This window comes from Gluconobacter roseus, from assembly GCF_046058915.1.
Taxonomy (GTDB): domain Bacteria; phylum Pseudomonadota; class Alphaproteobacteria; order Acetobacterales; family Acetobacteraceae; genus Gluconobacter; species Gluconobacter roseus_A.
Genome location: NZ_CP175538.1, coordinates 641,047 through 666,259, shown reverse-complemented (window position 1 = coordinate 666,259; position 25,213 = coordinate 641,047). Strand labels below are relative to the sequence as shown.

Genomic DNA, 25,213 nt, shown 5'->3' with positions numbered 1-25,213 from the left:
TTGGAAAACTGCCTGACCATAACGGCGAAATCTCGGGGCCGCCATATCTGCGTCAGGCCAGCATGCTTAAAAGTCGGTTGGGCAGATCATATAGAAATGATGGGTTCCCGATGTAAGCCTCTGTTTCGGAGCATGGCTGCGGGTTGCAGTCTGGCAGTACTCGGGGGATATTGCCGTATCGCGGTAGTACGGCCCTGTTCCGCGACCCCGTGCCTGTCCGGAGAGAGAAGACGTTGTCAGCCGCAGAAATCGTGGACCCCACCCAGAGCCCTGCCAGCGACCGCCGCCGGATCTTCCAGATCCTGGGCCCGCTCGTGGGCGTGTTTCTGGTCATCGCCGCGATTACGGGTATCAGTCTCCACAACTACCAGACGACCCGCAAGGGCGCGATTTCGCTCTCCAACGACCTTCTGCGCAGCCAGCAGCGCTATGTGACGCAGGAGGTCAGCGATTATCTCGCCCCGGCCTCCATCGGCGCCCTGATCGCACAGGACATGTTCCGCGATCCGCTGACGAATGCCACGCCCAACACGTTCATGCTCTACGGTCGCTCCATCCTGACGCACACGCCTCAGGTGGACAGCTTCTATATTGCGAACGATCAGGGCCAGTTCTGGATGATCACGCGCCACGGAGAAGACGGGTTCGAACAGACCCATTTCCAGACTGATGACGGCAAGCAGGTCTATCACCACGTCTATACGGACAAGGACGGCAACGTTACGGGTGAAAGCTCGGACCCGGCGGAAGGCTATAATGTCATCACCCGCCCTTGGTTCGCAAAAGCCGTCAAGCATCAGAACGACCCGGAGCGACAGCTTCACTGGACCGATCCCTACGCCTATATTTCAACCCATCAGTTCATCATCACGGCCTCGCTCGCCTTTGACGGACATGACGGGCACAAATCGGTCTTCGCGATCAACATTTCCCTGAACCAGCTGACGTCCTTCCTCAACAAGCTTCAGGTCGGGCGGAGCGGGCAGGCCGTGATCGTGGACATGCACGGCCAGATCATCGCCGGGCACAATGTCGCGGCCGGGCAGGATCCCAAGACCTTCGATCCGGGGAATGTGTTCCTCGATCCCAAGACGCAGCCCGTCTTTATCCATGCGCTCAACCGCTTTCGCATCAAGGGACCGGGCACAGGCGTGGTGCAGGCGCGGGGCAGGAATTACGTCACCATCGCGTCCGAACTGCCTTTCGTGCACCGGCACTGGGTGCTGCTGCTGAATGCCCCGGAGAGCGATTTTGCCGATTTCGCACAGACCGCGCGGCGGCAGAATATCGGATTTTCGCTGCTGGTTGTTGGGCTGGCGTCCATTCTGGCGCTCGCACTTGTCGCACAGGGGCGCCATGTGGAGCGTCTGCGAAAGCAGCTCCAGCGGGGGCGGGATCAGGTCAGGGCGGAGAATGCCTCGCTGCTCGAAATCGCCAGCACGCCGGATCTGTTCGATCCTGCGCATGAAGTGCCGATCCTGACCGAAGCCCTGACGGCCCGGACCAGCGCGCGGCGTGCCAGCCTGTGGCGACTGCTGCCCGATGGCGACCGCCTGCTCTGCGAGGATGCATTCGATCCCGCGCGTGACGTCCACAGCACCGGCGTCGAGATCAGTCAGCGTGAAAACGGCAAGCTGTTCGAGGCTCTGGAAGAGGGCCATACCCTCTCGATCGCGGATGCGTCGCAGGACGAACGGACGCAGAACTTCCAGCGCGTCATCATGCGTGCCGTGGGAGCCAATACGCTGCTGTTCCAGCCGGTCCGCAACGCACATAAAACGGTTGGCGCGATCGTACTGGAAGATCCGGGCCAACCGGAGACGATGGAACATATCATCGCCATCGTTGCGTCCATCGTGGCCCTGCGCTTTGCCAAACCGTTCGACGGGGCCGCGGAAGACGGCAAAACCGGCCTTACGGTTCCAGCAGAAAAGCATGATACGCGCTTTGACGAAGGCTTCCTGCTGGCTCCATCGGATACCACGGCCGGAGAGCCGGTGGCGGCGGGTGTGTATCCGCAGGTGCCGGTCATGGTCATTTCCTTCGTGGACCCCTATGCGTCGGATCGCGACAGCATAGCGCGCGCCATGAACGTCATCCGTGCGCTCAGTCTGGAGATCCAGAAGATCGCGCGCGACAGCGGACTGTTCTCGGTTCAGGTGGTGAGCAACCGTCTTGTTCTCGTGGGTGGCTGCTCGCAGACGCCGGACCCGTCTGCGGCCGTCCGGCTGGCGGATGCTGCGGTCTCGATCCGTGAGGCCTGCCTGTCCTCGCTGGCCGCGGCGGATCTGGACCCCGTCTTCCGGATCGGCATGGATGTGGGATCGGTCATGGCCTCCGAACTCGGAGAGTCGCCTTCGGTCTTCAACATCTGGGGCGACGCGCTCAACGGTGCCGAACTCCTGACCGGCAGCGCGCCGGATGCGGGCACGATCCAGGTCTCCGAACAGGCCTATATGATCCTGCGTGAACATTTCCTCTTCCGTGCCCGGGGCATGTTCTACCTTCCCAACAGCGGGATCACCCGCAGCTTCATTCTGGCGGGCCGTCGATGAAAATGCTGCGCAATTTCGACCGGATCACGATGGTCCGGAGCATGCTGGTGCATCTGGGATATTTCTCCCGCACGCAGATGCGCTTCACGCTCATGATGATCGGCGCCGGCTGGGGCATCATGCGCGAGGCCACCCGTCTGACGACCTGGCGGCGGACGGTGCGGATCGAGTTCTGGACCTCCCTGCATCAGGCCGTGGGTGGCGGTATCCTGAGCACGCTGGTGACGGCGGCGCTGACGGGGTTCGGTATCGTGGCCCAGACCGTTTACTGGCTTGGCTTTGCCGGCATGGCACAGATGACAGGCTCTATCCTGTCCACGGTGCTGGTGCGTGAGATCGCGCCGGTTCTGGTGGGGGTCATCCTGCTGGGACGCTCCGGGATGCTGATGCTGACCGAGCTCGGGACGCTGACGACGGGCGGGCAGATGCGGGCCATGACCGGAATGGGCATTGATCCGTTCATTTCCTTTCTGGTGCCGCGCAGCCTGGCCATGACGATCAGCGGCTTTACGCTCGGCATCATCTTCAGCGCGACCGCACTCCTTGTGGGATATGCGGTCTGTCGCGTCGAAGATGCGATCACGATGCCGATCTGGGCGTTTCTGGATCAGGTTGTCAGCAGCGTGAAGCCGATCGACTATATCGTGATCCCGGCCAAGTTCATCTTCAGCGGTTATGCGGTAGGCGTCTGCTCGTGCCTGTCGGGCATGGACGTGACGACAGAGGATGATCTGTCGAGCATGATGCCGCGCGGATTTGCGCGCGGGATGCTGTCCATCATGGCCATCAACGTCGTCTTCAGTGTGTGTTTCGATGGCTGAACCTGACGACGTCTTTCCGAATTCACTCGATGCCCGTCTGGAGCTTCTGGACGCACGGCCGCGCTTTGATGAAAGCGGGCTGGTCTCCAGCCGCTACAATCTGCGTCTCAATTCAGGGGAATGTGCCCTGATCGAGTGCCGGGACATGGGGCAGGCAGCCCTCTTCGCCGATATGTGCGTCGGGCTGATCCCGCTCGATGACGGGCATATCCGCTGCATGGGGCTCGACTGGGCCGATCTGGACGAACGGCGCAGCAACGCGCTGCGGGGCCGGATCGGCCGCGTGGTCATGACAGGCGGCTGGGTGGACCTTTACGGGACGCATATGAACATCCTGTGGCCACAGTTGCACCATACCCGCACGCCGATCGAAAAGCTTCAGGCCCAGGCGGTGCATCTGGCCGTGCGGCTTGGCCTGCCGGGCCTGCCCGTCGTCCCGCCGAACCGCCTGTCGTCCATGGACCGCCAGCGCGCAGCCTGTGTTCGGTCCATGCTGGGCGAACCTGCGCTCCTGCTTCTGGAGCATCCGATGGAAGGGGCGTCCGTCAGTCTGATGGAGGCGTTCCTGTCTCTCGTGACCAATCTGCGGGATCGCGGATGTGCGGTGGTCTGGATGGCTCCGGATGAAAGCGGGTGGGGGGATTATGCGTCCGATGCCACCATCCGCCTGCGCCTTTATGATGACGGACTGTTTTCGATGCGAGGTTCCTGATGTTTCGCGTACGCCAGACCGAGACCGCCCGTCCCCTCTTTCAGAACCGTTATGCGGATGAATGGGTCGGACTGCTTGTCCTTGCCGCGATCGTCCTGTTCTCGGTGGCCGTCGTGGAGGCGGGATTTCTGCGCCAGTGGCTGACGCCGGAGAAGAAACTGCATTTCGTGCTGCCGGAAAGTGGCGTGGCGGGGCTTGCGATCGGGAATGACATCGAGGTTATGGGCGTCCATGCCGGTGAAATCCGTCGCCTCAAGCTCAACGAAACGGGGCGGATGTATGCCGAAGGGGATCTCGACCCGCAGTTTGCCAACTTTATCCGCCAGGACAGCACGGCCATCATCCGTCATCGCCTGATCGTGGCGGGGGCGAGTTACATTGAACTGGGCCGCGGCAAGGGTAAGCCGCTGGACTGGGACTATGCTGTTTTGCAGGCGACGGTTGAAGCCAACCCGGCCGATGTGATTACCCAGACCGTTACGGATCTGCGCAACAAGCTCGTACCGGCCATGAATAACATCCAGCTCATCACGACGCAGGTCAACGATATGCTGACCGACATGCGCAAGGGACAGGGGACGATTGGCGGATTGCTGGTGAAGGATGACGTGCTCGACAAGGCCAATGCTGCGCTGGCTCATCTCGATACTGTCATTGCGGATCTCAGACCCATTGAAAAACAGGCCGGAGGAATCATGACCAAGGCTGATGGCACGATGGCCAATGCCAGGGCCGCGACGGCGAGCCTGCGTCAGAGCATGCCGCAGGTTCAGCAGACTGTCGCCCATACCAATACGGCCACCGCACAGCTTCCGGCCCTGCTGGCGCAGGCGGAGGCCAGTGCGAGCAGTCTGCGCAAGCTGACGGATCAGTTGAGGGGGCTCTGGCTGCTGGGCGGCGGCGGATCGAAACAGGAGCCCTCGCGCCGACTGCCGGCGCAGGCGGTGCGGCCATGACGCGCGTTTTCCTGGGATGCTCCGCCCTGATGGTTCTGACGCTTGCTGGCTGTTCATCTTCGACCGCGACGAAAGGTCCGAAGCCGGACCAGCCTTACGAAGACGCCATGGATACGGGCAAAAGCGTGTATGAGATCGGTCAGGCCTCGCAGGCTGAAGCCCAGTACCGGACGGCCATGGATCGTGCGCTGATGCGGGACGATGCGGCGGGTATTCATGAGGCCGGATTCAATCTGGCGACCGTCCTGCTGGCGCAGGATCAGCCCCGCAAGGCTTTGCAGAGCCTGAGCACGACCGAGGCCGCGCTGAGCCTGCGCAGTTTCTCCGATACGTCCGATCTGGCCGTGATCCGTGCGGCCGCGCTTTACCGGCTTCATGACACGGTATTCGCGTCGCAAGCTGTGGAGCGGGCTCTTCAGTCTCCGGATATGGGGATCCGCGAACGAGCGCTTTACCTGTCGGGGCTGATCGCAGCGGACCTGAGGCAGGATACGGTTCTGGCCCAGCGTGTGAACGATCTGGCGGGATTTCATACGACCGGCGCGACAGTTGATCAGCAGGAACTCACGGCCCGCCTGAACCTGCTTCGGGGACAGCCGGAACTGGCTTATAGCGGAGCGCTGTCAGTGGTGAAGAACCGCCGGGATACGCTGGATTATCGTGGAATGCGCCGGGCGCTTACACTCGCGGCCGATGCTGCCGAAGCGGCAGGGCATCTTCCGCAGGCCACGGCGCTTCGTCAGGAAGAACAGATCAGCAAACAGGTGGCTGTGAAACAGGCCGGGGAAAATGGCGGTGCTGCGGGAGATACTCCTGCGCCCGGATCAGTCCCGGCCAAGGTTACGGTACAGGTGCGTGGCACGCCTGCCGATCAGTCAGGCCTCGGGGCTGGTGACTGAAAAAGAAAAGGCGTCAGACCCGGATTGCACGGGTTCTGACGCCTTTTTTCTCAAGTAAAACTCAGAACTGGCCGCGGGTATTTCCTGTCCGCTTCGCTTCGTCTTCGCACATATAGGTTCCATGTGAAGTGGCGCCGTACCAGAAGCTGCCCTGTACATGGTAAACATGGGTTGCCGTGTTGACCCAGACCTGATTGCAGGTCTCGCTGTTCCGGGTATCTGCGGCCTGCGTGACTTGGGGCTTTCCTTCTGATGGTGCGCTGACAACGGCGTTTTCGACTTTCGGATCCTGAGCGACGGCCGTTCCACTGAGAAGTCCAAGAACGAAGACAGAAGCGAAAACCGTTTTCATGCGAGAATTCCTTATCGGTGGTCAGTAGCTGCCTTCAGATTATGTAAATGGAAAAGCATATCCAAATCACGAACGGGTAATTCTACTGTCAAAGAATAACATTCATGTTAATTCACAAGTAACGGATCTGTTATCAGTGATCTTGTCTTACAGGTTTCCAAGAACCTTCAGGCCGACCAGTGTTGCATTCGGAATGACGGAGGTCTGGCCCGGGCGCATCATGTATTCGAACTCTGGCTGCAGCACGAGACCAGGACGAATAGGGACACCGTAATAGGCTTCCAGAATGGCGGAATGGGTCTGCGGGCCGTTGACGAATGCCCCCATAGACATGCCTGCAAGCTGTCTCAGACGCTGACCGATAGTTATGGCTGGGCTCATCTGGTAATAGGAATACATCACACCGAACCGGTCGAACGGCCGGCGGGGGATAATGCCGAGCAGTGATGCGCCGACATAGACCTGATCCGAGAACGTCGAGACGCTGGGCGTATTGTGCACATAGCCGGCGAGGATGTAGCCGCCCGCCATCTGGTGCTGTCCGCCCTTGCGATACACCATCTGGTCCGCTTCGATATAGAACGTGTCGCGCGGTTTGTTGGCGTCGTGGATCACGTCCTTCGCAAACATCGCCGGAATGGTGCCGAGCCGATCCGCATAAGGCGACGTGTCATGCGCGAAGCCGAGCTTGTAATGGCCTGGGAGGTTGTCTGGACCGATAAAGGGCTCCCAAGTCAGTTCGATCGGAAGCATGACACCGGTTGAGTGTTCACTGCCCCAGGCCCAGCCGCTGGGATTTTCCGTCAGCGCGCCGACCCGGTAGACGCCGGTTCGCAGGGTTAGGTCACGTGTGGGTTTGATACGCAACGTGCCGCCCCAGTTGGCTTTCGGGTAGACGCTCCAGCCTTCGTCGGCCTTGATGGCGGGGGGCGCGGAGCATTGCACCATGAAGGTGCAGAGCAGCACGGAGGTCGCATAGGTATGCGTCAGCGTGATGCGGCCGATATTGATGTTGATGCGGTTATTAAAAAACGACTTTTCGAGATAGATGTCCGCCAGATGGGCCGCCGCATGGCCGGAAAGGCTGTAGACTTCACTCAGCAGGATGTGGTGCTCGCCAACATGGTCGTAGGAGACTTCGCGGCCGGCACGCTCCATCATCACCGCATGCAGGATCCAGCCATCCAGCCCCAGCAGCCGACCCAGATCCCAGCGTGTGTTGAACGTCAGTTCATGCGCGTAGGACATGCCCTTGCTGATGCCGCCGCCGACATTCGCCATGGCTTCTCCCTTGTAGGAGAACTCGAAGCTGAAGCCGCGCTCTGCCAGCCAGTTCCGGTAAGGCGAGAGCTGGGGCGCGATATGACCGAAGGCTTCTGCTGGCACGTAATAACCGGCTGTCAGGTCACTGCGGCGCAGGGCGTCGTCATTGCGGTTGAGGAGGGAGGAGATGCTCTCTGTATCAAAAATTGCCCCAAGATGGTCCGCGGACGGTGCGGGGGGATGGGCGGCAGGTGCATGCTGCGTCCGGGCGGCCGGGTGAGACATGCCGGGTGTCGTGGACGGAAGCTGCCGGACAGCCGTGCCCGGAGCGGGCTGCTGGGTTGTCTGGGTCGTGTCCTGAGCATGAACTGTCAGGGGAGTAATGGCGATGGCCGAAAGAATATTGATCTGCAGGAAGACTTTTAAAAAACATTTACGAGACATTTCTGGTACTCTTTCCTGCGTTCATAATAACTATGGCGCATTACTTTAAATATAGTAGACGAAAACGAAGCGGCCAAAAGGCTTAGCCGCGCGTTTCTGGTCTTTCAAAGAAAGATAAAGTCCGGAATGAAGAAAATTCCCAATCACATAATCCGGAATTTTCTTCACTAAATAAAAAAGTATAATCTTGAGTGTTGGATTTGCGCCGTTATTCCGGAGTTTCGGGGCAGGACATCATGGATTTGTCCTTCGACCTGCGCGGTATGATGACCTGCAGGGAAAGGCCCGCAAGGCTTTCAGGCCAGATGACGCTCGCGCTCGATCAGGGCCAGTCCTTCGGCAACGGAAACAAACTCCGATCCACCGTCCACACGCTCGGCACCAAAACGGCGGTCGAACAGGTTGCGGACGGCGGGGACGAAAGATGTGCCCCCGGTCAGGAAGACCCGGTCGATGTCGTCCGGTCCAAGTCCGGTCTGACGCATGGCATCTTCGATGGCGTCATCCAGACGCTCCAGATCAGGAGCGATCCAGCTTTCGAACTCCGCGCGGGTAATGGTCTCTTCGATCTTGAGATCGCGGTGAATAAAGCGCAGGACGGTGCTGTCTTGGCGCGACAGGTCACTCTTGGCCTGTCCGACCGCGCGATAGAGGTTCTGGCCTTCCTGATCCTCGATCAGCCGCAGCAGACTGCGCAGCTTTTCCGGTTCGGACGATGTCTTGGCGACGTCAGCGATGTCCCGCAGAGTCTGGAGCGTGCGCATCAGCGACAGGCGGTGCCAGCGGCCGAGGCTTGCGAACCATTCGGCAGGGACGGGCAGGGGCTGGCCACCCATGACGCGATAGGTCGCATCGCGTCCCAGAGCCGGGGCGACGGCATGGCTGATGATGCGGTAGTCGAACTGGTCGCCGGCGATGCCGACACCCGAATGGCCTAGCGTTGTAACACGCTGGCTTCCTTGCGGATCGAAGCGCATGACCGAGAAATCGCTGGTACCGCCGCCGAAATCGCCGACGAGAACCGTGGCGGGCCTGTCGAGGCGCTGCATGAAGCGCCAGCCTGCGCCCTCGGGTTCGAGAACGATATTGGGCTCGGGGAAGCCCGCTTCCAGAAAGCTCTCGCGCAGACGGGCGACACCGAGCGAATCATCGGCCAGTTCACCCGCAAAGCGCACGGGACGGCCGATTGTGGCACTCACATCGCCCGGGTTCAGCCCGGCCTTGTCCATCAGCGACCTCAGAAAGCGCGCAATCAGGGCTTCGAGCGTCATGACGCTGCTGAAAACCCGCGTTTCGCGGAAAGATCCCTGCGCGAGATAGGTCTTCATGGACATGATGAGGCGGCTCTCGGCCGGATCGTCCAGATAGGCCTCGATGGCATCCAGTCCGATCGCATCCTTCATGACGCGGCGGCGTCCGTCCTGATCCATCCAAAGGCAGAGCAGCGTGCGGCAGGTTTCGCTGGTGGCGTGGTCCGTGAAGACGAAGCGGGCAGGGTGCGTGTTGCCGTTTTCGTCCGCGATGACGACCACGCTGTTGGTGGTGCCGAAGTCAATTCCGACGCGGATTTTGGTCTGGTTGTGTCCGGGCGCCGTCATTGGTTCTGCTTTCTTCCGGTTTGGGCAAAGGGCGTGGGTTTAGGGAAGAAGCGGGCAAAGGCCAAGCATAAAAAGGGGAAGCGCCCTTTCGAACGCTTCCCCTTTCAGACGTGGACCGAAGATCAGGAGACGGCCATTTCGCAGACGGCGTCTTCCGTCACGGCCGGGCGCATCGTGCCCATCTCGGCTTCAGACTGCACCATGGGCGACATGCCGAGCGCGGAGAGGAGCTGGCGATCACGGTGTTCGGCCGGGTTCGGCGTGGTCAGGAGCTTCTCGCCGCAGAAGATCGAGTTCGCACCCGCCAGGAAGCAAAGCGCATGGGCTTCGTCCGTCATGTTCTCGCGCCCTGCGGCAAGGCGGACATGACTTTCCGGCATCATGATGCGGGCCGTGGCGATGATGCGGACGAAGGTGATCGGATCGACGGCTTCGGCCTCACCCAGCGGGGTGCCTTCGACGCGGACGAGCAGGTTGATGGGCACGCTCTCGGGATGCTTGGGCAGGTTGGCGAGCGTCATGAGCAGGCCCGCGCGGTCGGACAGGTCTTCGCCCATGCCCACGATTCCGCCGCAGCAGACATTGATGCCCGCGTCGCGCACGTTCGAGAGCGTATCGAGACGTTCCTGATAGGTGCGGGTGGAGATGATGGAGCCGTAGAACTCCTCGGACGTGTCGAGGTTGTGGTTGTAGTAGTCCAGCCCCGCATTCTTGAGACGCTCGGTCTGCTGCGCATCGAGCATCCCGAGTGTCACGCAGGTTTCCAGCCCCAGGGACTTCACGCCCTCGATCATCTCGCAGACGGTGTCGAGGTCATGATCCTTCGGCGTGCGCCAGGCGGCCCCCATGCAGAATCGGCCCGCACCAGCCTTCTTGGCAGCCCGTGCTTCCTTCATGACGGACTCCACGGCCATCAGGCGCTCGGCCTTGACGCTTTTTTCGTGCAGCGCGCTCTGCGGACAATAGGCGCAGTCTTCCGGGCAGCCGCCCGTCTTGATCGAAAGAAGCGTGGAAATCTGCACTTTTGTGGGGTCAAAGTACCGGCGGTGCAGGGTCTGCGCACGGTACATCAGCTCCGGAAAAGGCAGGGTGACAAGGGCTTCGACTTCGTCGCGGGTCCAGTCGTGGCGGACGTCTGGCTTGGTCGTGGTGGTGGCCGTCACGGATCAATCTCCAAGGGTTGCTGCATCACACCTACCCAAAATTGTCCCATCGTGTCATCTCATCGTCACTCTTGATGAGCCGGAAAACGGACGAGGTCGCAGAATGAAACACTGGCATATCGATCAGATGGACTGGAACTCCTTTGATCCTTCCCGCGTCGATCCCGAGATCATCCCCCTCGTGAAGGCGGCTTCCGTGGTGGAAAAGAACGGTCTCGACTACGCCCAGTATCTCCGTCGCGTCTTCGTGGGCGATCCGGATTTCAGCAAGGCAGCCGAGAACTGGGCTGTTGAGGAAGTGCAGCATGGGGATGCGCTCGGGCGCTGGGCCATGCTGGCCGATCCGTCCTGGAATTATGAAAAGGCGTTCGACCGCTATCGCGCATCCTATAAGATCGATGCGGATGTGGACGCGTCGATCCGCGGCTCCCGCACGGGCGAGCTGATTGCGCGCTGTATGGTCGAGACTGGCACGTCGTCGTTCTACACGGCGCTGGCGGATGCGACGGACGAGCCGCTGCTCAAGGCCATCTGCAAGCAGATCGCGGCCGACGAATATCGCCATTTCAAGCTGTTCTACGATCACATGCGCCGCTACCTGAAGCGCGAGAAGCTCGGTGTCTGGGCCCGGACCCGCATTGCGCTGGGCCGTGTGACCGAGAGCGAGGACGACGAACTGGCCTCCGCCTACCACACGACCAACGAGCCGCCGGGCATGGCCTATGACCATCAGCGCTGCATCGCGGCCTACATGTCCAAGGCAATGGGGTTCTACAAGCCCAAGCATATCGACCGGGTGACGGCGATGATCTTCAAGACGATCGGTTTCACGCCCCATTCGCGCTGGCAGAAGCTGGCTGCGAATGTTGTCTATCGTCTGATGCAGTGGCGCCGGAAGGTCTTCCAGAAGGCCGTGGAGGCCTGAGTCCGCAAACGAAACATTGGGATACTGAAAAAAGGAGACGGAACAGAGCGGTTGTGCCATGAAAGGCAGCAGTTTTCCTACCCTGCGTCCGGAGATCGAGATGACCGTTTCCGCCCTTTTCTCCCGTCGTGCCGTCTATGGGGCCACCCTGGCGGTCTGTGCCGTCGGGCTGTATCAGTTTCCGGCCGCAAAAGCGGATCCGTATTCGCTGCCGATCGCCTCATCCGGGCCGGTCAAGACCGATACGCTCAGCCCGGCCACCCTGTCCGCCCAGCAGCTTGCCAAGCAGGTCGGCTACGCACAGTTCACGGCGCCTGATTGGCATGTCGGTCCGGTCCGGCACATGGTGATGTTCCGCTACACCAAGGACTCAACGACCGCCCAGCGTGCCGAAGTCTCCGGCCGTTTCCTGCATCTGGTGCAGGACAGCCGCCGTATGGACGGAAAACAGGTCGTCGCCAGCATTGAAACCGGGTTCCAGAGCAGCGGGGAAGGGGCCGATGCCGGCCTGCAGCAGGCGTTCCTCGTGACATTCCGTTCGGAAGGCGACCGCAACTATTATGTCGGTAAACCGGTCGTCACGGATTCTGCATTCTTTGATCCGGCCCACGAAGCCTTCAAGGAATTTGCGGCCCCGTATCTCGAGAAGGTTGTCGTGTTTGACTACATGGTTGCGGCTGAGGTCACGCCTGCCGGGACGGGCATAAAGGCCAGAAAAGCCAGGCACGATCGCTGATTGCACTGTTTGCATTCCGTCCTTTTGACGAAATGATATTTTATACCTCATTATAGGGGCACCACTCTGGAATGAGGTTTAATGTGAAACAATTCCTTACGTCACGACATGCTCTGAAACATGGAGCCAGCCTGTTTGCCCTGGCAGCAGGACTGATGGTCTCTGGCGCGCAGGCTGCAGGATACAACGCGGGCTGGGGCTTTGACGAAGCCGGAATGAACCGTGCCGTTCAGCCGGGCGACAATTTCTTCGAGTATGCCAACGGCACCTATCTCAAGAACCTCAAGATCCCCGGCGACATGAGCAGCTACGGCCCGTTCCGTATCCTCTACGAACTGTCCCTGTCGCGTCAGAAGACCATTCTTGACGAAGCCGCAAAGAAGTCCGTTGACCAGCCGACGGACGACATGGGCAAGATCGGCACCTATTACGCCAGCTTCCTGGACCAGAAGACCGTGGATCGTCTGGGCGCCAGGCCGCTCGCTGCCGATCTGGAAAAGATTCGCAACGTCAATGACGCAAAGGGTCTGGCCACGGCATTCGGGTCGTCGCTCAAATCCATGGCTTTCACGACATTCCAGATTGGTGTGGAGCAGGACCAGAAGGACCCCGAGCACTACATGCTGATGCTCGATCAGGGCATGAGCATCGGTGTTGGCGGCGGTCTCGGTCTGCCCGATACGAGCTACTACACAAACCCCAAGCTGGCGGACAAGAAGAAGGCCTATCAGGCCTATATCGCCAAGATGCTGACGCTTGAGGGCTGGCCGGACGCAGAAAAGAACGCGCAGGCTGTCGTCGATCTCGAAACGGCGCTGGCCAAGGTCGAAGTCCCCCGTGACCAGACCCGTGATCCGCTCAAGACCTACAACCCGATGCCGGTTTCCGAGCTTCAGAAGCTTGCGCCGGACTTCGACTGGGCCACGTTCCTGATCAGTGCCGGTCTGCCGGCCGAAGGGCTGGAAAACCGCAAGATCGACGTGCGTGAGCCGGCCGGGATCAAGGCGATGGCGACGGTCCTGAAGGGCGCGGATATCGGAACGCTGCGGGCCTGGCTCGCATTCCATCTCGGAGACAATGCGGCGGCCTATCTGTCCAGCACGTTCTATGATGCGTCGTTCGAGTTCAACAGCCATACGCTCTCGGGTGTCGCGCAGCAGTCCCCGCGCTGGAAGCGTGCCGTACGCGTGACGAACGGTGCTCTGGGCTGGGCTCTGGGTCGCGAATATGTCGCACGTTACTTCCCGCCTTCCGCACAGGCGCAGATCACGTCGCTGGTGCAGGAAGTGAAGGCGTCTTTCCACGAGCGCCTCGAGCACAACAGCTGGATGGACGAGCCGACCCGCAAGGCAGCCCTGAACAAGCTCGATCATTTCGCCATTCAGGTCGGCTATCCGAAGAAGTGGTGGGATTACAGCAAGCTCGAGATCCGCAAGGGCGACGTCTACGGCAATGCCGTGCGTGGCGTGGCGTTCAACTGGCAGCACGACCTGGACAAGCTCGACAAGCCCGTTGACCGTGACGAGTGGGGCATGACGCCGCAGACGGTGAACGCCTACAACGATCCGACAATGAACGAGATCGTGTTCCCGGCTGCGATCCTTCAGCCGCCGTTCTTCGATCCGAAGGGTGATGTCGCCGTCAATTACGGTGCCATCGGCGGCGTGATCGGTCACGAAATGAGCCATGGTTTCGACGACCAGGGCCGTCATTACGACGAGCATGGCCGCCTGAGCGACTGGTGGACCAAGGCTTCGACGGATGCGTTCCAGAAGCTGGCCGACCGTCTGGGTGCGCAGTACGATGCACAGGAAGTCCTGCCGGGCGCGCATGTGAACGGCAAGATGACCATGGGCGAAAACATCGCGGATTCCGGCGGGCTGAACCTCGGTCTGCAGGCCTATCATGACTCGCTGCACGGCAAGCCCGCGCCGGTCGTGCATGGTCTGACCGGTGATCAGCGCGTCTTCCTCGGCTGGGCTCAGGTCTGGCGTGAGAAGGATCGTCCGGATGCGCTGCGTCAGCAGATGCTGTCGAACGAGCACGCCCCGGCCATCACCCGCGTCAACATCCCGGCTCACAACATCGATGCCTGGTATGACGCGTTCGACGTGAAGCCCGGCCAGAAGCTCTATCTGGCACCGGATCAGCGCGTAAAGATCTGGTAAGCTCGTGACAAATCGGAACGTGGGGCCTAATCACGGTCTCACGTTTCACTTTTTCTACCTGACGGACCCATTCTCATGACGCAAATGACGATCGGCCATCTGTACACCTCGTTGCATGCGGGCTGTGCCAGCGCGGTCGCGCGCGTTCTTGAGGCTTACGAGGTCGAGGTCGAATATGTCGATCTGGACCCCGATGATATCGAGGACGCTCTCGAAGGGGCGGAAGTCGATCTTCTCGTCTCCGCATGGTTTCCGCGGGACGAAAAGTTTGCCGGTCCGGGGCGTCGGGTTCTGGGCGATCTGTACCAGCCTGTCGTCAGTTTTGCGGCCCTGTCACCGCTGGGTGCCGTCGGGACGCTCACATCCGCGGATGTGGACCGCATCATCGTCAGCGATGACAGCCGTCAGGCGCTGGAAGATGCTCTCAAGCAGCTTCCGGCTCTCTCGGTGCTGCCGATCGAAAGCATCGGGGAAGGGGCGCTGATCGAGCGTCTGGAAAAGGCGCGCGATGCCGGAGAGAAGCCGCTGGTCGTGGCGACGCAGCCTCATGCGGTCTTCCATACGGATCTGCTGACCGTGATCGAGGATCCGGCCCACCTGCTGGGCGGAGAAATGTCGGCCCGGATGATCATGCGTGAAGATGTGGCCCGTCAGGCGGACAGCGATCTGCTCGACGAGCTTTCGGAAATGATGCTTGGCAACAGGGTCATGAGCGCCCTGGACTATGTCATTTCCGTTGAAGGGCAGGACCCGGAAGGGGCCGCCGAAGCCTGGCAGCGCGGCCGTCTGATCGGCCGCTGACAAAAAGGGGGCGCGGGAACCCGGCCCCCTTTTTTTATGATCTCAGCGGAAAACGAGACCACCGTCGATCAGGACGGACTGACCCGTCATGTAATCGGCGTCACTGCTGGACAAATAGGCGACGAAGCCCGCCACATCGTCCGCCGTCTCCACGCGGCCAAGAGCGATTCCTTCAACGTATTTCTTGTAGGTCGCGCCGATTTCCGTACCGGTGATTTCGGCCATGCGCTTGTCGATCGTGACCCACATGTCGGTTCCGACAATGCCGGGGCAGTAGGAATTGACGGTAATGCCCGAGGACGCGAGTTCCTTGGCGGCCGACTGCGTCAGGGCGCGGACGGCGAATTTGGTCGCGGAATAGGCGCCCAGAAGGGGATAGCCTTCATGGCCGGCGATCGAGCAGGCATTGATGATCTTGCCCTTGGTGCCCTTCTCTTTGAAAATCCCGGCAGCGGCCTGCATGCCCCACAGCACACCCTGCACGTTGATGCTGAAGATCTTTTCGATTTCCGCAGGCTCGATGTCCAGGATCGGCTTGACCTGACAGATCCCCGCATTGTTGACCATGATGTCCAGGCCGCCGAGCGTCTTTGCTGCATCGGCCAGCGTGCTGCGGAACTGGTCGCGGTTGCTGATATCGGCCGTCAGGGCCACAGCGCGCCGGCCGAGAGCTTCAACTTCCTTTGCGGTTTCGGCGAGCGTGTCCTGTTTGACGTCCAGCAGGATGAGATCCGCGCCGTCCTTGGCCAGACGAAGCGCAATGGCCTTGCCGATACCCTGGGCTGCACCCGTAACTGCGGCAATTTTTCCAGAAAGGGACATTGAAAAAAGATCCTTCGATTGTCCGTCATCGGCATGTGACTGCCATGACGGCGGGAACCATCGCCCCATTACTTTCCGCTTGCCACAAAAAATCACCCGTTTTCCAAAAGTGACACGGGATTGTGTGAAAGGGGACAAGGCGTGTCCGGAGAGCCGCCCGGAAGATTGCGGTTTTCGGAAATGGACCGCTCGTCATGTGTTCCCGTGCCTGCAAGGATGCGTTAAATAAACGTTACGACGAGGCTTTGGCAGGACCTGATGAACCAACCGGACAGCATTAGCGCCGTTTTTGACGCATTCGGTGGCATCAGTGATGAAGAGTGGCTTCAGGTTCTGGTGTCGTCCGTGCACATTCCTGAAATTCAGGGTGTGACAATGCCGGCTTTTCCGCCGGATGACCTTCAGAGGGAAATTCACGGGCATCATGGGGAAATTTCCATCCATGAGGCGCATGTCTTCTTCCGGGAAATCAAGGCGTACTGCGCCTATGCCGGCCGGCCGGTCCGCCCCGAGACGACACTGCTGGATTTTGGCTGTGGCTGGGGACGCATCGCACGGCTGTTCATGAAGGATATCCGGCCGGCCAATCTGTACGGCGCGGAAACCACCGACCGTTTTCTTATGGCGGCGCGGCGGGCCAATCCCGCGCTCAACTTCCTGGGGAGCGGTCTGGTGCCGCCGATGCTCCTGACGCCCGAAAGCTTTGACCTGATCACGTCATGGTCCGTGTTTTCCCATCTGGATGAATTTCTAGCCGGGCACTGGGTGCGGGAGTTTCACCGTCTGCTCAAACCGGGCGGGATGCTGGTCATGACAACGCAGAGCCGCAGGTTCATCGCCTTCTGTGCCGAACAGCGCCTCAAGCGCGCCTCCGGCATCAGGCTCGAACATCCCTGGCATGAAGTCTGTGCGGACAGTTTCATTGACGAGGCGCGGGCCAATGCCGAGTTTGAAGCCGGACGCTTCCTGCATGCCGCGTCCTCAAAACCTCCGCAGCCCCAGTCGCATTATGGTGAGGCCATCATTCCGCGGAACTATATCATCAAGGCCTGGGGTGGCCTGTTCCGCCTGATCGAATATCTGGACAATCCCGTGCGGTTGCCTCAGGTGCTGATCGTGATGCAGAAGATCGGATAGTCACTATTTGTCATGAAGTGACGGGGCATGAGGAGAATGGTGTGAGGAAAGCCAGTATCAGAGCGGTTCTGGCTGCCGGTTTCGTGCTCATGCCTCTCTGCGGCGCTGTGGCCCAGACTGCGGAAACGGTAACCGTGACCGGCCAGCGTGCCATGCGTGTTGGAAGCTACAAGGGCATCCACTGGGTCTATGACCGGTTCGACCGCCTGCCGGAACGCGCGCGGAAGGATCTGTCGCTGCATTTTCTGGGTGATATCCTGCCCGATCATGCCGTGCCGTCCGAAGCGCATGTCGTGCTCCATGCCAAAAACGGCGATATCCCGCTTTTTGTAGGCAATGACCGGGACATGCATTTCCCCCGTTCCGATGCGCTGCTGGCCGAAAATCCGCCCGTCCTGCTGACCCTGCCGCCCGGACGAAAGGTCCAGCTTGAACTGGCGATCGAGGTGACGCCTTTACCAACGCCGTCTTTTACAAAAGAGCAGGCACAGGTCTGGCTTGGCGAGATCAACGCCTCCATCCGGGACTTCTTTGGCGTGATCCTCGCTTTTCTGGCCCCGGATGCCCATCGGCTGAAGGTGGATGTCGCCCCCGGCGCCCGGTTCGAGGCTGTGGAGAACGGGACGGCGCGGCTTCTGGTCGATAATCAGGGGGTCACGCCCTACACCTACATCCTTCGGCCACAGGATTACCAGAGCGGGACAGTGTTCCGGTCCGACAGGCCGTTTTCCATGATCCGCGTGAAGGTGCCGACGAACGAGTTCTTCACGCTCAAACGGAAAAAATGACGCGGGATTTGACAGATGGCCCGCAAGGACGCATCACCCGAAACCTTAATTTCACTGCCAGCAGGGGGATCCATGTCGGTTCACGCGTTCGTCTTTCCGGGACAGGGGAGCCAGTCCGTCGGGATGGGTCAGGCCCTGAATGAGGCTTTTGCATCCTCCCGCGCCGTTTTTCAGGAAGTGGACGAGGCCCTCGGTGATCATCTGTCACGCCTGATGTTCTCCGGCGATGCGGATGAACTGACGCGGACTGAAAACGCCCAGCCGGCGCTGTTCGCAGTCTCGCTGGCCGCCGTGCGCGCTCTGGAAAGCGAAGGTGGCTTCAAGCTGGCGGACAAGGCCGCTTTGGTGGCCGGTCATTCGCTGGGTGAGTATTCCGCCCTGGCTGCCGCTGGAACGCTCGGTATTGCAGAAGGTGCGCGTCTGCTGCGTCTGCGCGGACAGGCCATGCAGCGTGCGGTTCCAGCAGGTGAGGGCGGTATGGCCGCTCTTCTGGGTGTTGATGCTGCACAGGCCCGTTCGATCTGCGACGAAGCCTCACAGGGCGAGACGCTTGAAATCGCCAACGACAATGGTGGTGGCCAGATCGTGGTCTCCGGTGTCATGAGCGCCATTGACCGCGCCATCGTCGTGGCCAAGGAGCATGGCATCAAGCGCGCTGTGAAGCTCCCGGTTTCCGCGCCGTTCCATTCGTCGCTGATGGCTCCGGCTGCCCGCGAAATGGAAGAGGCGCTGGCGACTGCGACCCTCAACGCACCGTCCATTCCCGTCATCGCCAACGTCACGGCCGCCAAGGTCACTGATCCTGCCGTGATCCGCGAGTTGCTGGTCAAGCAGGTGACGGGCACGGTACGCTGGCGCGAGAGTGTGCAGACGATGGTGGCCATGGGTGTCACGAACATGCACGAGCTTGGCGCAGGCAAGGTCCTGTGCGGTCTGGCGCGTCGCATTGCTCCGGAACTGGCGACCAGCAATGCCGGGACGCCCGCTGAAATCGAAGCCCTGCTCAAGACCCTGTAAGGACAACCGATCATGTTCTCTCTTTCCGGCAAGACTGCTCTCGTCACGGGCGCATCCGGCGGCATTGGTGCTGCGATTGCCCGTCAGCTTCATGCGCAGGGTGCAACGGTCGTGCTCAGCGGCACGCGCGAAACCGCCCTTCAGGAACTGGCTAACAGCCTGGGCGAGCGCGCCCATATCGCCGTCGCCAACCTGTCCGACCCGGCTGAAGCTGATGGCCTCGTTGCCAAGGCCGAGGCCGTTGCGGGTGCGCCGCTGGACATTCTGGTCAACAATGCCGGCCTGACGCGCGACACGCTTGCCATCCGCATGAAGGACAGCGACTGGTCGCAGGTCATGACCGTGGATCTGGAGAGCCCGTTCCGTCTGGCCCGCGCCGCGCTCAAGGGCATGCTGCGTCGCCGTGCAGGGCGGATCATCTCCATTGCGTCCGTGGTGGGCACGACGGGCAATGCCGGTCAGGCCAACTATGCCGCCGCCAAGGCCGGCATCGTGGGCATGAGCAAGTCGCTCGCGCAGGAAGCCGGTCCGCGAGGTGTGACGGTCAATGTCGTGGCGCCCGGTTTCATCGAAACGCCGATGACGGATGTTCTGCCGGAAACCGTGCGCGAGAAGCTGGTTGGCTCCATTCCGCTCGGCCGGATGGGGAATACTGGTGACGTGGCGTCCGCAGTGGTATATCTGGCTTCCGATGAGGCGGCATGGGTCACGGGAACGACCCTGCACGTCAATGGTGGCATGGCGATGGTGTGAATGCTTGGCCTTTTTGGTTAAAGCGTGCTAATCGCGCGCTGCTTTGCCCGGCCTGCTGAAGGCTGATGTCCGGTTCTTCCGGCGGCAACGTCTCTCCTGCAAAGGGGACGGCTCTGCTCTGGAGGGACCTGCGGGCCTCCGGACTGGCAGGCGGCAGTACGAGTTTTGATGTAACGCACCGGACGGGCAGAGATCCCGGATGGGCATAAGGAACGAACAGATGAGCGATATTGCTGACAAGGTAAAGAAGATCGTTGTCGAGCACCTCGGTGTAGACGAAAGCAAGGTAACGCCGGACGCGTCGTTCATCGACGATCTGGGCGCTGACAGCCTCGACACGGTCGAGCTGGTCATGGCTTTCGAAGAAGCCTTCTCCGTTGAGATCCCGGAAGATGCTGCCGAGAAGATCGCAACCGTCAAGGATGCCATCGACTACATCGAGAAGCAGAAGGCAGCCTGAGGCTGACCGGGGCCGGTTTTCCGGCCCCGGATTCCCGCCTCGTCCCGAGGCGGAAGACCAGTCCGGCCCCTGTCATGAGGCCGGACTGCAAGACCCGGACATAACGTGAGACAAGAGGCATCGATGAGCGGGACTGCAACTAACGGGCGGCGTGTCGTCGTAACCGGTATCGGTGTTGTCAGCCCACTGGCTGTGGGCGCGGAACTGACATGGAAGCGGCTGATCGAAGGACAGTCCGGCATTGGCCGGATCACGCATTTCGATCCCTCCGAACTTCCTGCCCAGGTTGCCGGACAGGTTCCGGATGGCCCGACGGCGGAAGGTGGTCTCACGTTGTCCGACTGGGTGCCGGCCAAGGACCAGAAGAAGATGGATCGCTTCATCCATCTGGGTCTGGCCGCAGCCATCCAGGCTGTCGAGGATTCAGGCTGGATGCCTGAGGACGAGGATGATCGCTGCGCTACAGGTGTGATGATCGGCTCGGGTATCGGCGGTCTGCAGACGATTTATGACGCCTCCCTGACGGTTTCGAGCGGCAAGGCCCGTCGTCTCTCGCCGTTCTTCATTCCCTCGGCCCTGATCAACCTGATTTCCGGTCACCTTTCGATCCGCTACGGGTTTAAGGGACCGAACCATGCTGTCGTGACGGCCTGTGCGACCGGCGTTCACGCCATCGGTGATGCCTCGCGCCTCATCCAGTATGGCGACGCGGACGTGATGGTGGCTGGCGGTGCGGAAGCTGCGATCTGCTCGCTCGGTATCGCCGGGTTCTGCTCGGCGCGTGCGCTGTCCACCGGCTCCAACGATGATCCGACCAAGGCCTCGCGCCCCTGGGACAAGGATCGCGATGGCTTCATCATGGGTGAGGGCGCCGGCGTGGTCGTGCTTGAGGAGCTTGAGCACGCGAAACGCCGTGGCGCGAAAATCTATGGTCAGATTGGCGGCTACGGCCTGTCCGGTGATGCGTATCACATCACGGCTCCTGCCGAAGGCCATAACGGCGCATTCCGTGCCATGAAGGCCGCGCTGCGCAACAGCGGTGGCCTGACCACGGCTGACATCGACTATGTCAACGCTCACGGCACCTCCACCATGGCGGATGACCTTGAGCTTGATGCGGTCGAGCGCTTCTTCGGTGATGACGCCAAGCGTCTGGCCATGTCTTCCACGAAGTCGGCCATTGGCCATCTTCTGGGTGCGGCCGGTGCGGTTGAGGCGATCTTCTGCCTTCAGGCCATCCGTGACGGCATCGTGCCGCCCACGCTGAACCTGGACAATCCGGCGCGTGAAAGCGTTATCGACCGCGTGGCGCATGTCGCCCAGCAGCGCAAGATCGACGTCGCCCTGTCCAACAGCTTCGGCTTTGGCGGGACGAATGCGAGCATCATCCTCAAGCGCTTCAAGGACTGAGGAAGGGCTCGTTTTTCATGTCTGAAGGCCTGTCTGACAGCGAAGAACCGCGGAAGCTCGTTCTTCCTCCAAAGGCTGGCCGGAAGCTGGCGCTCTTCGGAGCGCCCCTGCTTCTCGTTGCGGGACTGGTGGCAGGCTACGGACATTATACCGATCCCGGACCGCTTCAGGACGAGAAGACTTTCGTCATTCCGCACGGCAACAATGCCCGTGTAACACAGGCGCTCCAGGACGACGGGATCCTTTCCCCGACCTGGGCATCCGGAACATTTTTCCGGATTGCCGCTTTCCTGACGCATCGTGAAGGGCAGATCCATGCGGCGGAACTTCGCTTCCCTGCACGAGTCTCTGTCGCACATGTGCTCGAAATCCTGCGTCATGGAAAGCCTGTGTCCCATCAGGTCACGGTGCCCGAGGGGCTGACAGCTTTTAGAATTACGGCCATTCTGAACAAGGCCCCGGCGCTCACTGGGGATCTGCCGACGCTTGCCGAGGGCAGCGTTTTTCCGCAGACGGTCTCTTATGTCTGGGGCACACCGCGTCAGGCCCTGTCTGAAAAGCTCCAGAAAATGATGGCTGCGAAGCTTGCCGCAGCCTGGGACGGCCGGGATGTCGAGGCGCTGGATGGATTGATCCAGTCTCCGCAGGAGCTTCTGGTGCTGGCCTCCCTGATCGAGCGGGAGACGGCTGTGCCGTCCGAGCGGCCGATGGTGGCCCGTGTGTTTCTCAACCGCCTGAAACTGGGAATGCGGCTTCAGACGGATCCGAGCGTGATCTACGGGCTTAGCAATGGGGCAGGAACGCTGGATGTGCCGCTGACCCATGAGGATCTTCAGACGCCCGGGCCATACAATACCTATCTGCAGGCGGGACTACCGCCTGGCCCCATCTGCTCGCCGGGGCAGACGTCTCTGGATGCTGCGGCACATCCCGCCGAGGGGAAGATGCTGTATTTCGTGGCGACGGGAAATGGCGGTCACAGCTTTGCCGAGACCCTGGCCGATCAGGATAAAAACATCCGCGCCTATCATGCGCGCCTGTCAGCGACGCCCCAGAACCAGAACTGAAAACCCCGCCCTCCAAGGAGGACGGGGTGCCGTGTTTCAGTGCTTCAGGGGAGCGAGGCTCTGGCTCTGTACGCCGGCAGCCTGTGACGAATATGGGCGCGAAGAGTCATATGTCGTCGGGTAAGGATTGTTGCCGACTGCGTCCTGTGTGGCCGTGGCCCGTGCTGTGGTGGCTGCCTTTGTCACGCCGGAGGTTGCCGTTGCAGCCACTGGAACCTGCGCAACCGTCATCAGGACGCGACGCAGCGGATCTGCGGCCGGGTTATTGACGCGCATTGTTACGACAATGTCCTCGGGGCCGACCGTCTGGTTGTAATAGGCGCGGTTGGCACCGCTATCGACCGTCAGCTTCGAGCCACCCAGCGCGGCACCGGCATACAGGCCTTCGTTTTTCTGTGCGGCATAGATGTCGGTGTTGTGCGCGCCGGCCGTGCTGTCTTCCAGACCGGTTCCGATGCTGGCGAAAGACGCGGAGGCGGAGGCGTCAAACTTGAACTGGCTGTCCAGAATGGCCTGGATGCCGCGCTGGGACATGATGAACAGGATGGTTTCCGTGCTCTGAACGCCAAGCTGGAGGCCCATGGAAGCCGTGCTCAGACGATAGAACGCCGGATCGGACCATGAGCCGCGGGCATCACGGCTGAGCAGGACGCAGCGGCCGCCGGAGCCGCCAATGCCAAACGACATGTTCAGCACGGACGGGCAGACCATGACGGCCTTGGCCTGCGCCAGCAGCTTCTGGGAGCGGGACTGCGCCGTGGTTCCGGTGAAGAGATCCTGAACGGCCAGCGTGGCGCGATCAATGATGATCTGCTGCTGGCTGGCTGTGGTCTGGGGCGCATCGGAACAGGCTGACAGGGCGGCGCAGCCCGAAGCGACGAGCATCGTCGTACGCAGGAGACCGGACAGGGTCATGGAGGATACCTTCTGCAGTCATCGTGGGAATGTTTCCCGCACTATGCGCCAAATGCGGCCAAATCACGAGTGCGGGAGAGGGGAATGTCAGATTTCCACGTCAACGGCAGCTGACAGCGCTTTCGCGATGCCGGGAGCGGCTGCGAGAATGGTCGCACCACCCGTCAGACCACCGGTTTTCAGAAACGGTGAGACTGCAGCCTCTGCTTCCGAGAGGATGATCAGGGCCGCCGCCACATCCCAGAGCTGGATGACGATTTCCAGATAGCCGTCGGAGCGTCCGCAGGCCACGTCGGCCAGAGCCAGTGCACCGGATCCACCGGAGCGCGGCATCGCGCCGAGAGCCATGATGGCGGCGATCTTTTCGTTGAAGGTCTCGGTCGCAACACGCGCTGACCAGCCCATCTCGATCATGGCTTCCTGCGTATTCGTGATGGGAGACGCCTTGATCGGCTTGCCGTTCAGGAACGCGCCCTTGCCCTTCTGGGCCGTAAAGACTTCGCCGAGGGCCGGAGCGTCGATGATGCCGGCAACAGGCTCGTCTCCGTCCAGCAGGCCGAGCGAGACGCACCAGCGGTCCCGTCCACGGGCATAATTGGACGTCCCGTCGATCGGGTCCACCACCCAGCGGAAGCCACCCTGACGCGTGGCGCCATTTTCCTCACCCTGAAAGCCGTCCTCGGGGAAAAGCTCCTGGATGCGGCGGCTGACAAAGGCTTCGACGGCACCATCCGTCTCGGTCAGGTAGTCCTGTCGTCCCTTGAGGGTTCCGGTCGGGCCACCGGGAGCCGGGCGCAGGGAGAGGGCAAGCCGGGCTGCATCGCGCACAACGGAACGGGCGGCTTCGAGGCGGACGGCAATCGGATCGAAAGTCATGGAAACAGTCCTAGTCTGTGCGCCGTGCAGCGCGGAGGGATGCCGTAATGGCAGGGTCTTCAAGGGTCATGAGACGACTGGCAGCCGTGGTCGCAAAAAGATGCAGCAGGGTGCGCCGTCTGGCAGGAGCGAGTTTGTGGAGCGCGGGCTCCCGGAGGATCGTGCATTCCGCCAGAATGCTATCGCGAAAGGCCGCCGGGACGGCGCTGACGCTGACGACGATCAGGCCCACATCCGGCGGAATCAGATCCAGTGGGAACCCGTCATCCACCGCGAAAAACAGCCGATCGGACCAGTCGCGGTATTCCGGCCATTTCTGATCGGTCTGGAAGTCGCGCAGGCCGGACTTGATCTCGATGCAGGTCAGGGAGTGATCCGGCAGAAGCACCATGATGTCCGGCCGCCGTCCCGCAGCGGGGAGGGCGAATTCATTGATCGCAGCCCAGTTCATGGTCCGGCACAGTCCAAGGACGGCGCGCCGGATGGCCAGTTGCGTTTCCGGAAGGCCGCAGGGGCTCTGCACGGAATTCTTATCGGGACTCTGGCAGGGAATGTCGGAAAGATCCGTACTCATG

24 protein-coding genes are annotated in these 25,213 nt (G+C 61.0%); 16 read left to right on the top strand and 8 right to left on the bottom strand.

What is annotated here, in order from left to right; all coding sequences use genetic code 11:
* Nucleotides 1-233 precede the first annotated feature (233 nt).
* The 5 genes from ACJ2A4_RS03130 to ACJ2A4_RS03110 are packed head-to-tail and all read left to right on the top strand — an operon-like array spanning nt 234 to nt 5,943.
* Nucleotides 234-2,555, top strand: a complete 2,322-nt coding sequence (locus ACJ2A4_RS03130; RefSeq protein ID WP_408873585.1) for a cache domain-containing protein — start codon at nt 234-236, stop codon at nt 2,553-2,555.
* Nucleotides 2,552-3,376, top strand: a complete 825-nt coding sequence (locus ACJ2A4_RS03125; RefSeq protein ID WP_408873584.1) for an MlaE family ABC transporter permease — start codon at nt 2,552-2,554, stop codon at nt 3,374-3,376. The genes ACJ2A4_RS03130 and ACJ2A4_RS03125 overlap by 4 nt, the downstream gene beginning before the upstream one ends.
* The gene (locus ACJ2A4_RS03120) at nt 3,369-4,088 is read left to right on the top strand and encodes an ABC transporter ATP-binding protein (protein ID WP_194260079.1); all 720 of its coding nucleotides are present in this window, start codon (nt 3,369-3,371) and stop codon (nt 4,086-4,088) included. The genes ACJ2A4_RS03125 and ACJ2A4_RS03120 overlap by 8 nt, the downstream gene beginning before the upstream one ends.
* Nucleotides 4,088-5,044, top strand: coding sequence for an MlaD family protein (locus tag ACJ2A4_RS03115; RefSeq protein ID WP_408873583.1), 957 nt, complete (start codon nt 4,088-4,090; stop codon nt 5,042-5,044). Before ACJ2A4_RS03120 ends, ACJ2A4_RS03115 begins: the two co-directional genes overlap by 1 nt.
* A complete protein-coding gene (locus tag ACJ2A4_RS03110; protein ID WP_408873582.1) occupies nt 5,041-5,943 on the top strand; it encodes a hypothetical protein in 903 nt (300 codons plus the stop codon). The genes ACJ2A4_RS03115 and ACJ2A4_RS03110 overlap by 4 nt, the downstream gene beginning before the upstream one ends.
* Before the next feature lie 61 nt (nt 5,944-6,004).
* Here ACJ2A4_RS03110 and ACJ2A4_RS03105 read toward each other — a convergent pair whose 3' ends face one another.
* From ACJ2A4_RS03105 to bioB, 4 genes are all read right to left on the bottom strand, one after another.
* Nucleotides 6,005-6,295: a hypothetical protein gene (locus ACJ2A4_RS03105; RefSeq protein ID WP_408873581.1), complete on the bottom strand. Its 291-nt coding sequence runs from the start codon at nt 6,293-6,295 to the stop codon at nt 6,005-6,007.
* 147 nt (nt 6,296-6,442) lie between these two features.
* On the bottom strand, nt 6,443-8,002 hold the full coding sequence (locus tag ACJ2A4_RS03100; RefSeq protein ID WP_408873580.1) for a carbohydrate porin: 1,560 nt from the start codon (nt 8,000-8,002) through the stop codon (nt 6,443-6,445).
* A 296-nt stretch (nt 8,003-8,298) separates the two neighbouring features.
* The gene (locus tag ACJ2A4_RS03095; protein WP_408873579.1) at nt 8,299-9,600 is read right to left on the bottom strand and encodes an Hsp70 family protein; all 1,302 of its coding nucleotides are present in this window, start codon (nt 9,598-9,600) and stop codon (nt 8,299-8,301) included.
* A gap of 122 nt (nt 9,601-9,722) precedes the next feature.
* Entirely contained in the window at nt 9,723-10,763 is a 1,041-nt protein-coding gene (gene bioB / locus ACJ2A4_RS03090) for a biotin synthase BioB (protein ID WP_408873578.1), read from the bottom strand.
* A gap of 103 nt (nt 10,764-10,866) precedes the next feature.
* Between bioB and ACJ2A4_RS03085 the strand changes: the two genes are divergently transcribed.
* The 4 genes from ACJ2A4_RS03085 (at nt 10,867) to ACJ2A4_RS03070 (ending at nt 15,393) form a co-directional block, all read left to right on the top strand.
* Nucleotides 10,867-11,688: an acyl-ACP desaturase gene (locus ACJ2A4_RS03085; RefSeq protein ID WP_194260086.1), complete on the top strand. Its 822-nt coding sequence runs from the start codon at nt 10,867-10,869 to the stop codon at nt 11,686-11,688.
* A gap of 58 nt (nt 11,689-11,746) precedes the next feature.
* Nucleotides 11,747-12,424, top strand: coding sequence for a Dabb family protein (locus ACJ2A4_RS03080; RefSeq protein ID WP_408873577.1), 678 nt, complete (start codon nt 11,747-11,749; stop codon nt 12,422-12,424).
* 83 nt (nt 12,425-12,507) lie between these two features.
* A complete protein-coding gene (locus ACJ2A4_RS03075; RefSeq protein ID WP_408873576.1) occupies nt 12,508-14,592 on the top strand; it encodes a M13 family metallopeptidase in 2,085 nt (694 codons plus the stop codon).
* A gap of 75 nt (nt 14,593-14,667) precedes the next feature.
* Nucleotides 14,668-15,393, top strand: coding sequence for a glycine betaine ABC transporter substrate-binding protein (locus ACJ2A4_RS03070; protein ID WP_041112230.1), 726 nt, complete (start codon nt 14,668-14,670; stop codon nt 15,391-15,393).
* A gap of 42 nt (nt 15,394-15,435) precedes the next feature.
* Here the strand turns inward: ACJ2A4_RS03070 and ACJ2A4_RS03065 are convergent, their stop codons facing one another.
* The gene (locus ACJ2A4_RS03065; protein WP_408873575.1) at nt 15,436-16,215 is read right to left on the bottom strand and encodes an acetoin reductase; all 780 of its coding nucleotides are present in this window, start codon (nt 16,213-16,215) and stop codon (nt 15,436-15,438) included.
* Nucleotides 16,216-16,473: 258 nt separating this feature from the next.
* On the opposite strand from ACJ2A4_RS03065, the gene ACJ2A4_RS03060 reads away from it, so the two are divergent.
* The 7 genes from ACJ2A4_RS03060 (at nt 16,474) to mltG (ending at nt 22,847) form a co-directional block, all read left to right on the top strand.
* Nucleotides 16,474-17,352 (top strand): class I SAM-dependent methyltransferase, encoded by an 879-nt coding sequence (locus tag ACJ2A4_RS03060; RefSeq protein WP_408873574.1) that lies wholly within the window; start codon nt 16,474-16,476, stop codon nt 17,350-17,352.
* A gap of 41 nt (nt 17,353-17,393) precedes the next feature.
* Nucleotides 17,394-18,140, top strand: coding sequence for a hypothetical protein (locus tag ACJ2A4_RS03055; RefSeq protein WP_408873573.1), 747 nt, complete (start codon nt 17,394-17,396; stop codon nt 18,138-18,140).
* A 72-nt stretch (nt 18,141-18,212) separates the two neighbouring features.
* Nucleotides 18,213-19,157 carry an ACP S-malonyltransferase gene (fabD, locus tag ACJ2A4_RS03050; RefSeq protein ID WP_408873572.1) on the top strand — a complete coding sequence of 315 codons (945 nt, stop codon included), beginning with the start codon at nt 18,213-18,215 and terminating at the stop codon, nt 19,155-19,157.
* A gap of 12 nt (nt 19,158-19,169) precedes the next feature.
* A complete protein-coding gene (gene fabG / locus ACJ2A4_RS03045; protein WP_408873571.1) occupies nt 19,170-19,910 on the top strand; it encodes a 3-oxoacyl-[acyl-carrier-protein] reductase in 741 nt (246 codons plus the stop codon).
* Between the two features lie 220 nt (nt 19,911-20,130).
* On the top strand, nt 20,131-20,370 hold the full coding sequence (locus ACJ2A4_RS03040; protein WP_011253554.1) for an acyl carrier protein: 240 nt from the start codon (nt 20,131-20,133) through the stop codon (nt 20,368-20,370).
* Nucleotides 20,371-20,493: 123 nt separating this feature from the next.
* A complete protein-coding gene (gene fabF / locus ACJ2A4_RS03035; RefSeq protein WP_408873570.1) occupies nt 20,494-21,780 on the top strand; it encodes a beta-ketoacyl-ACP synthase II in 1,287 nt (428 codons plus the stop codon).
* A 17-nt stretch (nt 21,781-21,797) separates the two neighbouring features.
* On the top strand, nt 21,798-22,847 hold the full coding sequence (gene mltG, locus ACJ2A4_RS03030; RefSeq protein ID WP_408873569.1) for an endolytic transglycosylase MltG: 1,050 nt from the start codon (nt 21,798-21,800) through the stop codon (nt 22,845-22,847).
* Between the two features lie 36 nt (nt 22,848-22,883).
* On the opposite strand, the gene ACJ2A4_RS03025 is transcribed toward mltG, so the two are convergent.
* The 3 genes from ACJ2A4_RS03025 to ACJ2A4_RS03015 form a co-directional block, all read right to left on the bottom strand.
* A complete protein-coding gene (locus ACJ2A4_RS03025) occupies nt 22,884-23,762 on the bottom strand; it encodes a lipid-binding SYLF domain-containing protein (RefSeq protein ID WP_408873568.1) in 879 nt (292 codons plus the stop codon).
* A gap of 87 nt (nt 23,763-23,849) precedes the next feature.
* A complete protein-coding gene (locus ACJ2A4_RS03020) occupies nt 23,850-24,638 on the bottom strand; it encodes an inositol monophosphatase family protein (protein WP_408873567.1) in 789 nt (262 codons plus the stop codon).
* A 10-nt stretch (nt 24,639-24,648) separates the two neighbouring features.
* Complete coding sequence (locus tag ACJ2A4_RS03015; protein ID WP_408873566.1) at nt 24,649-25,212, bottom strand: MmcB family DNA repair protein; 564 nt, start codon at nt 25,210-25,212, stop codon at nt 24,649-24,651.
* Nucleotide 25,213 lies beyond the last annotated feature (1 nt).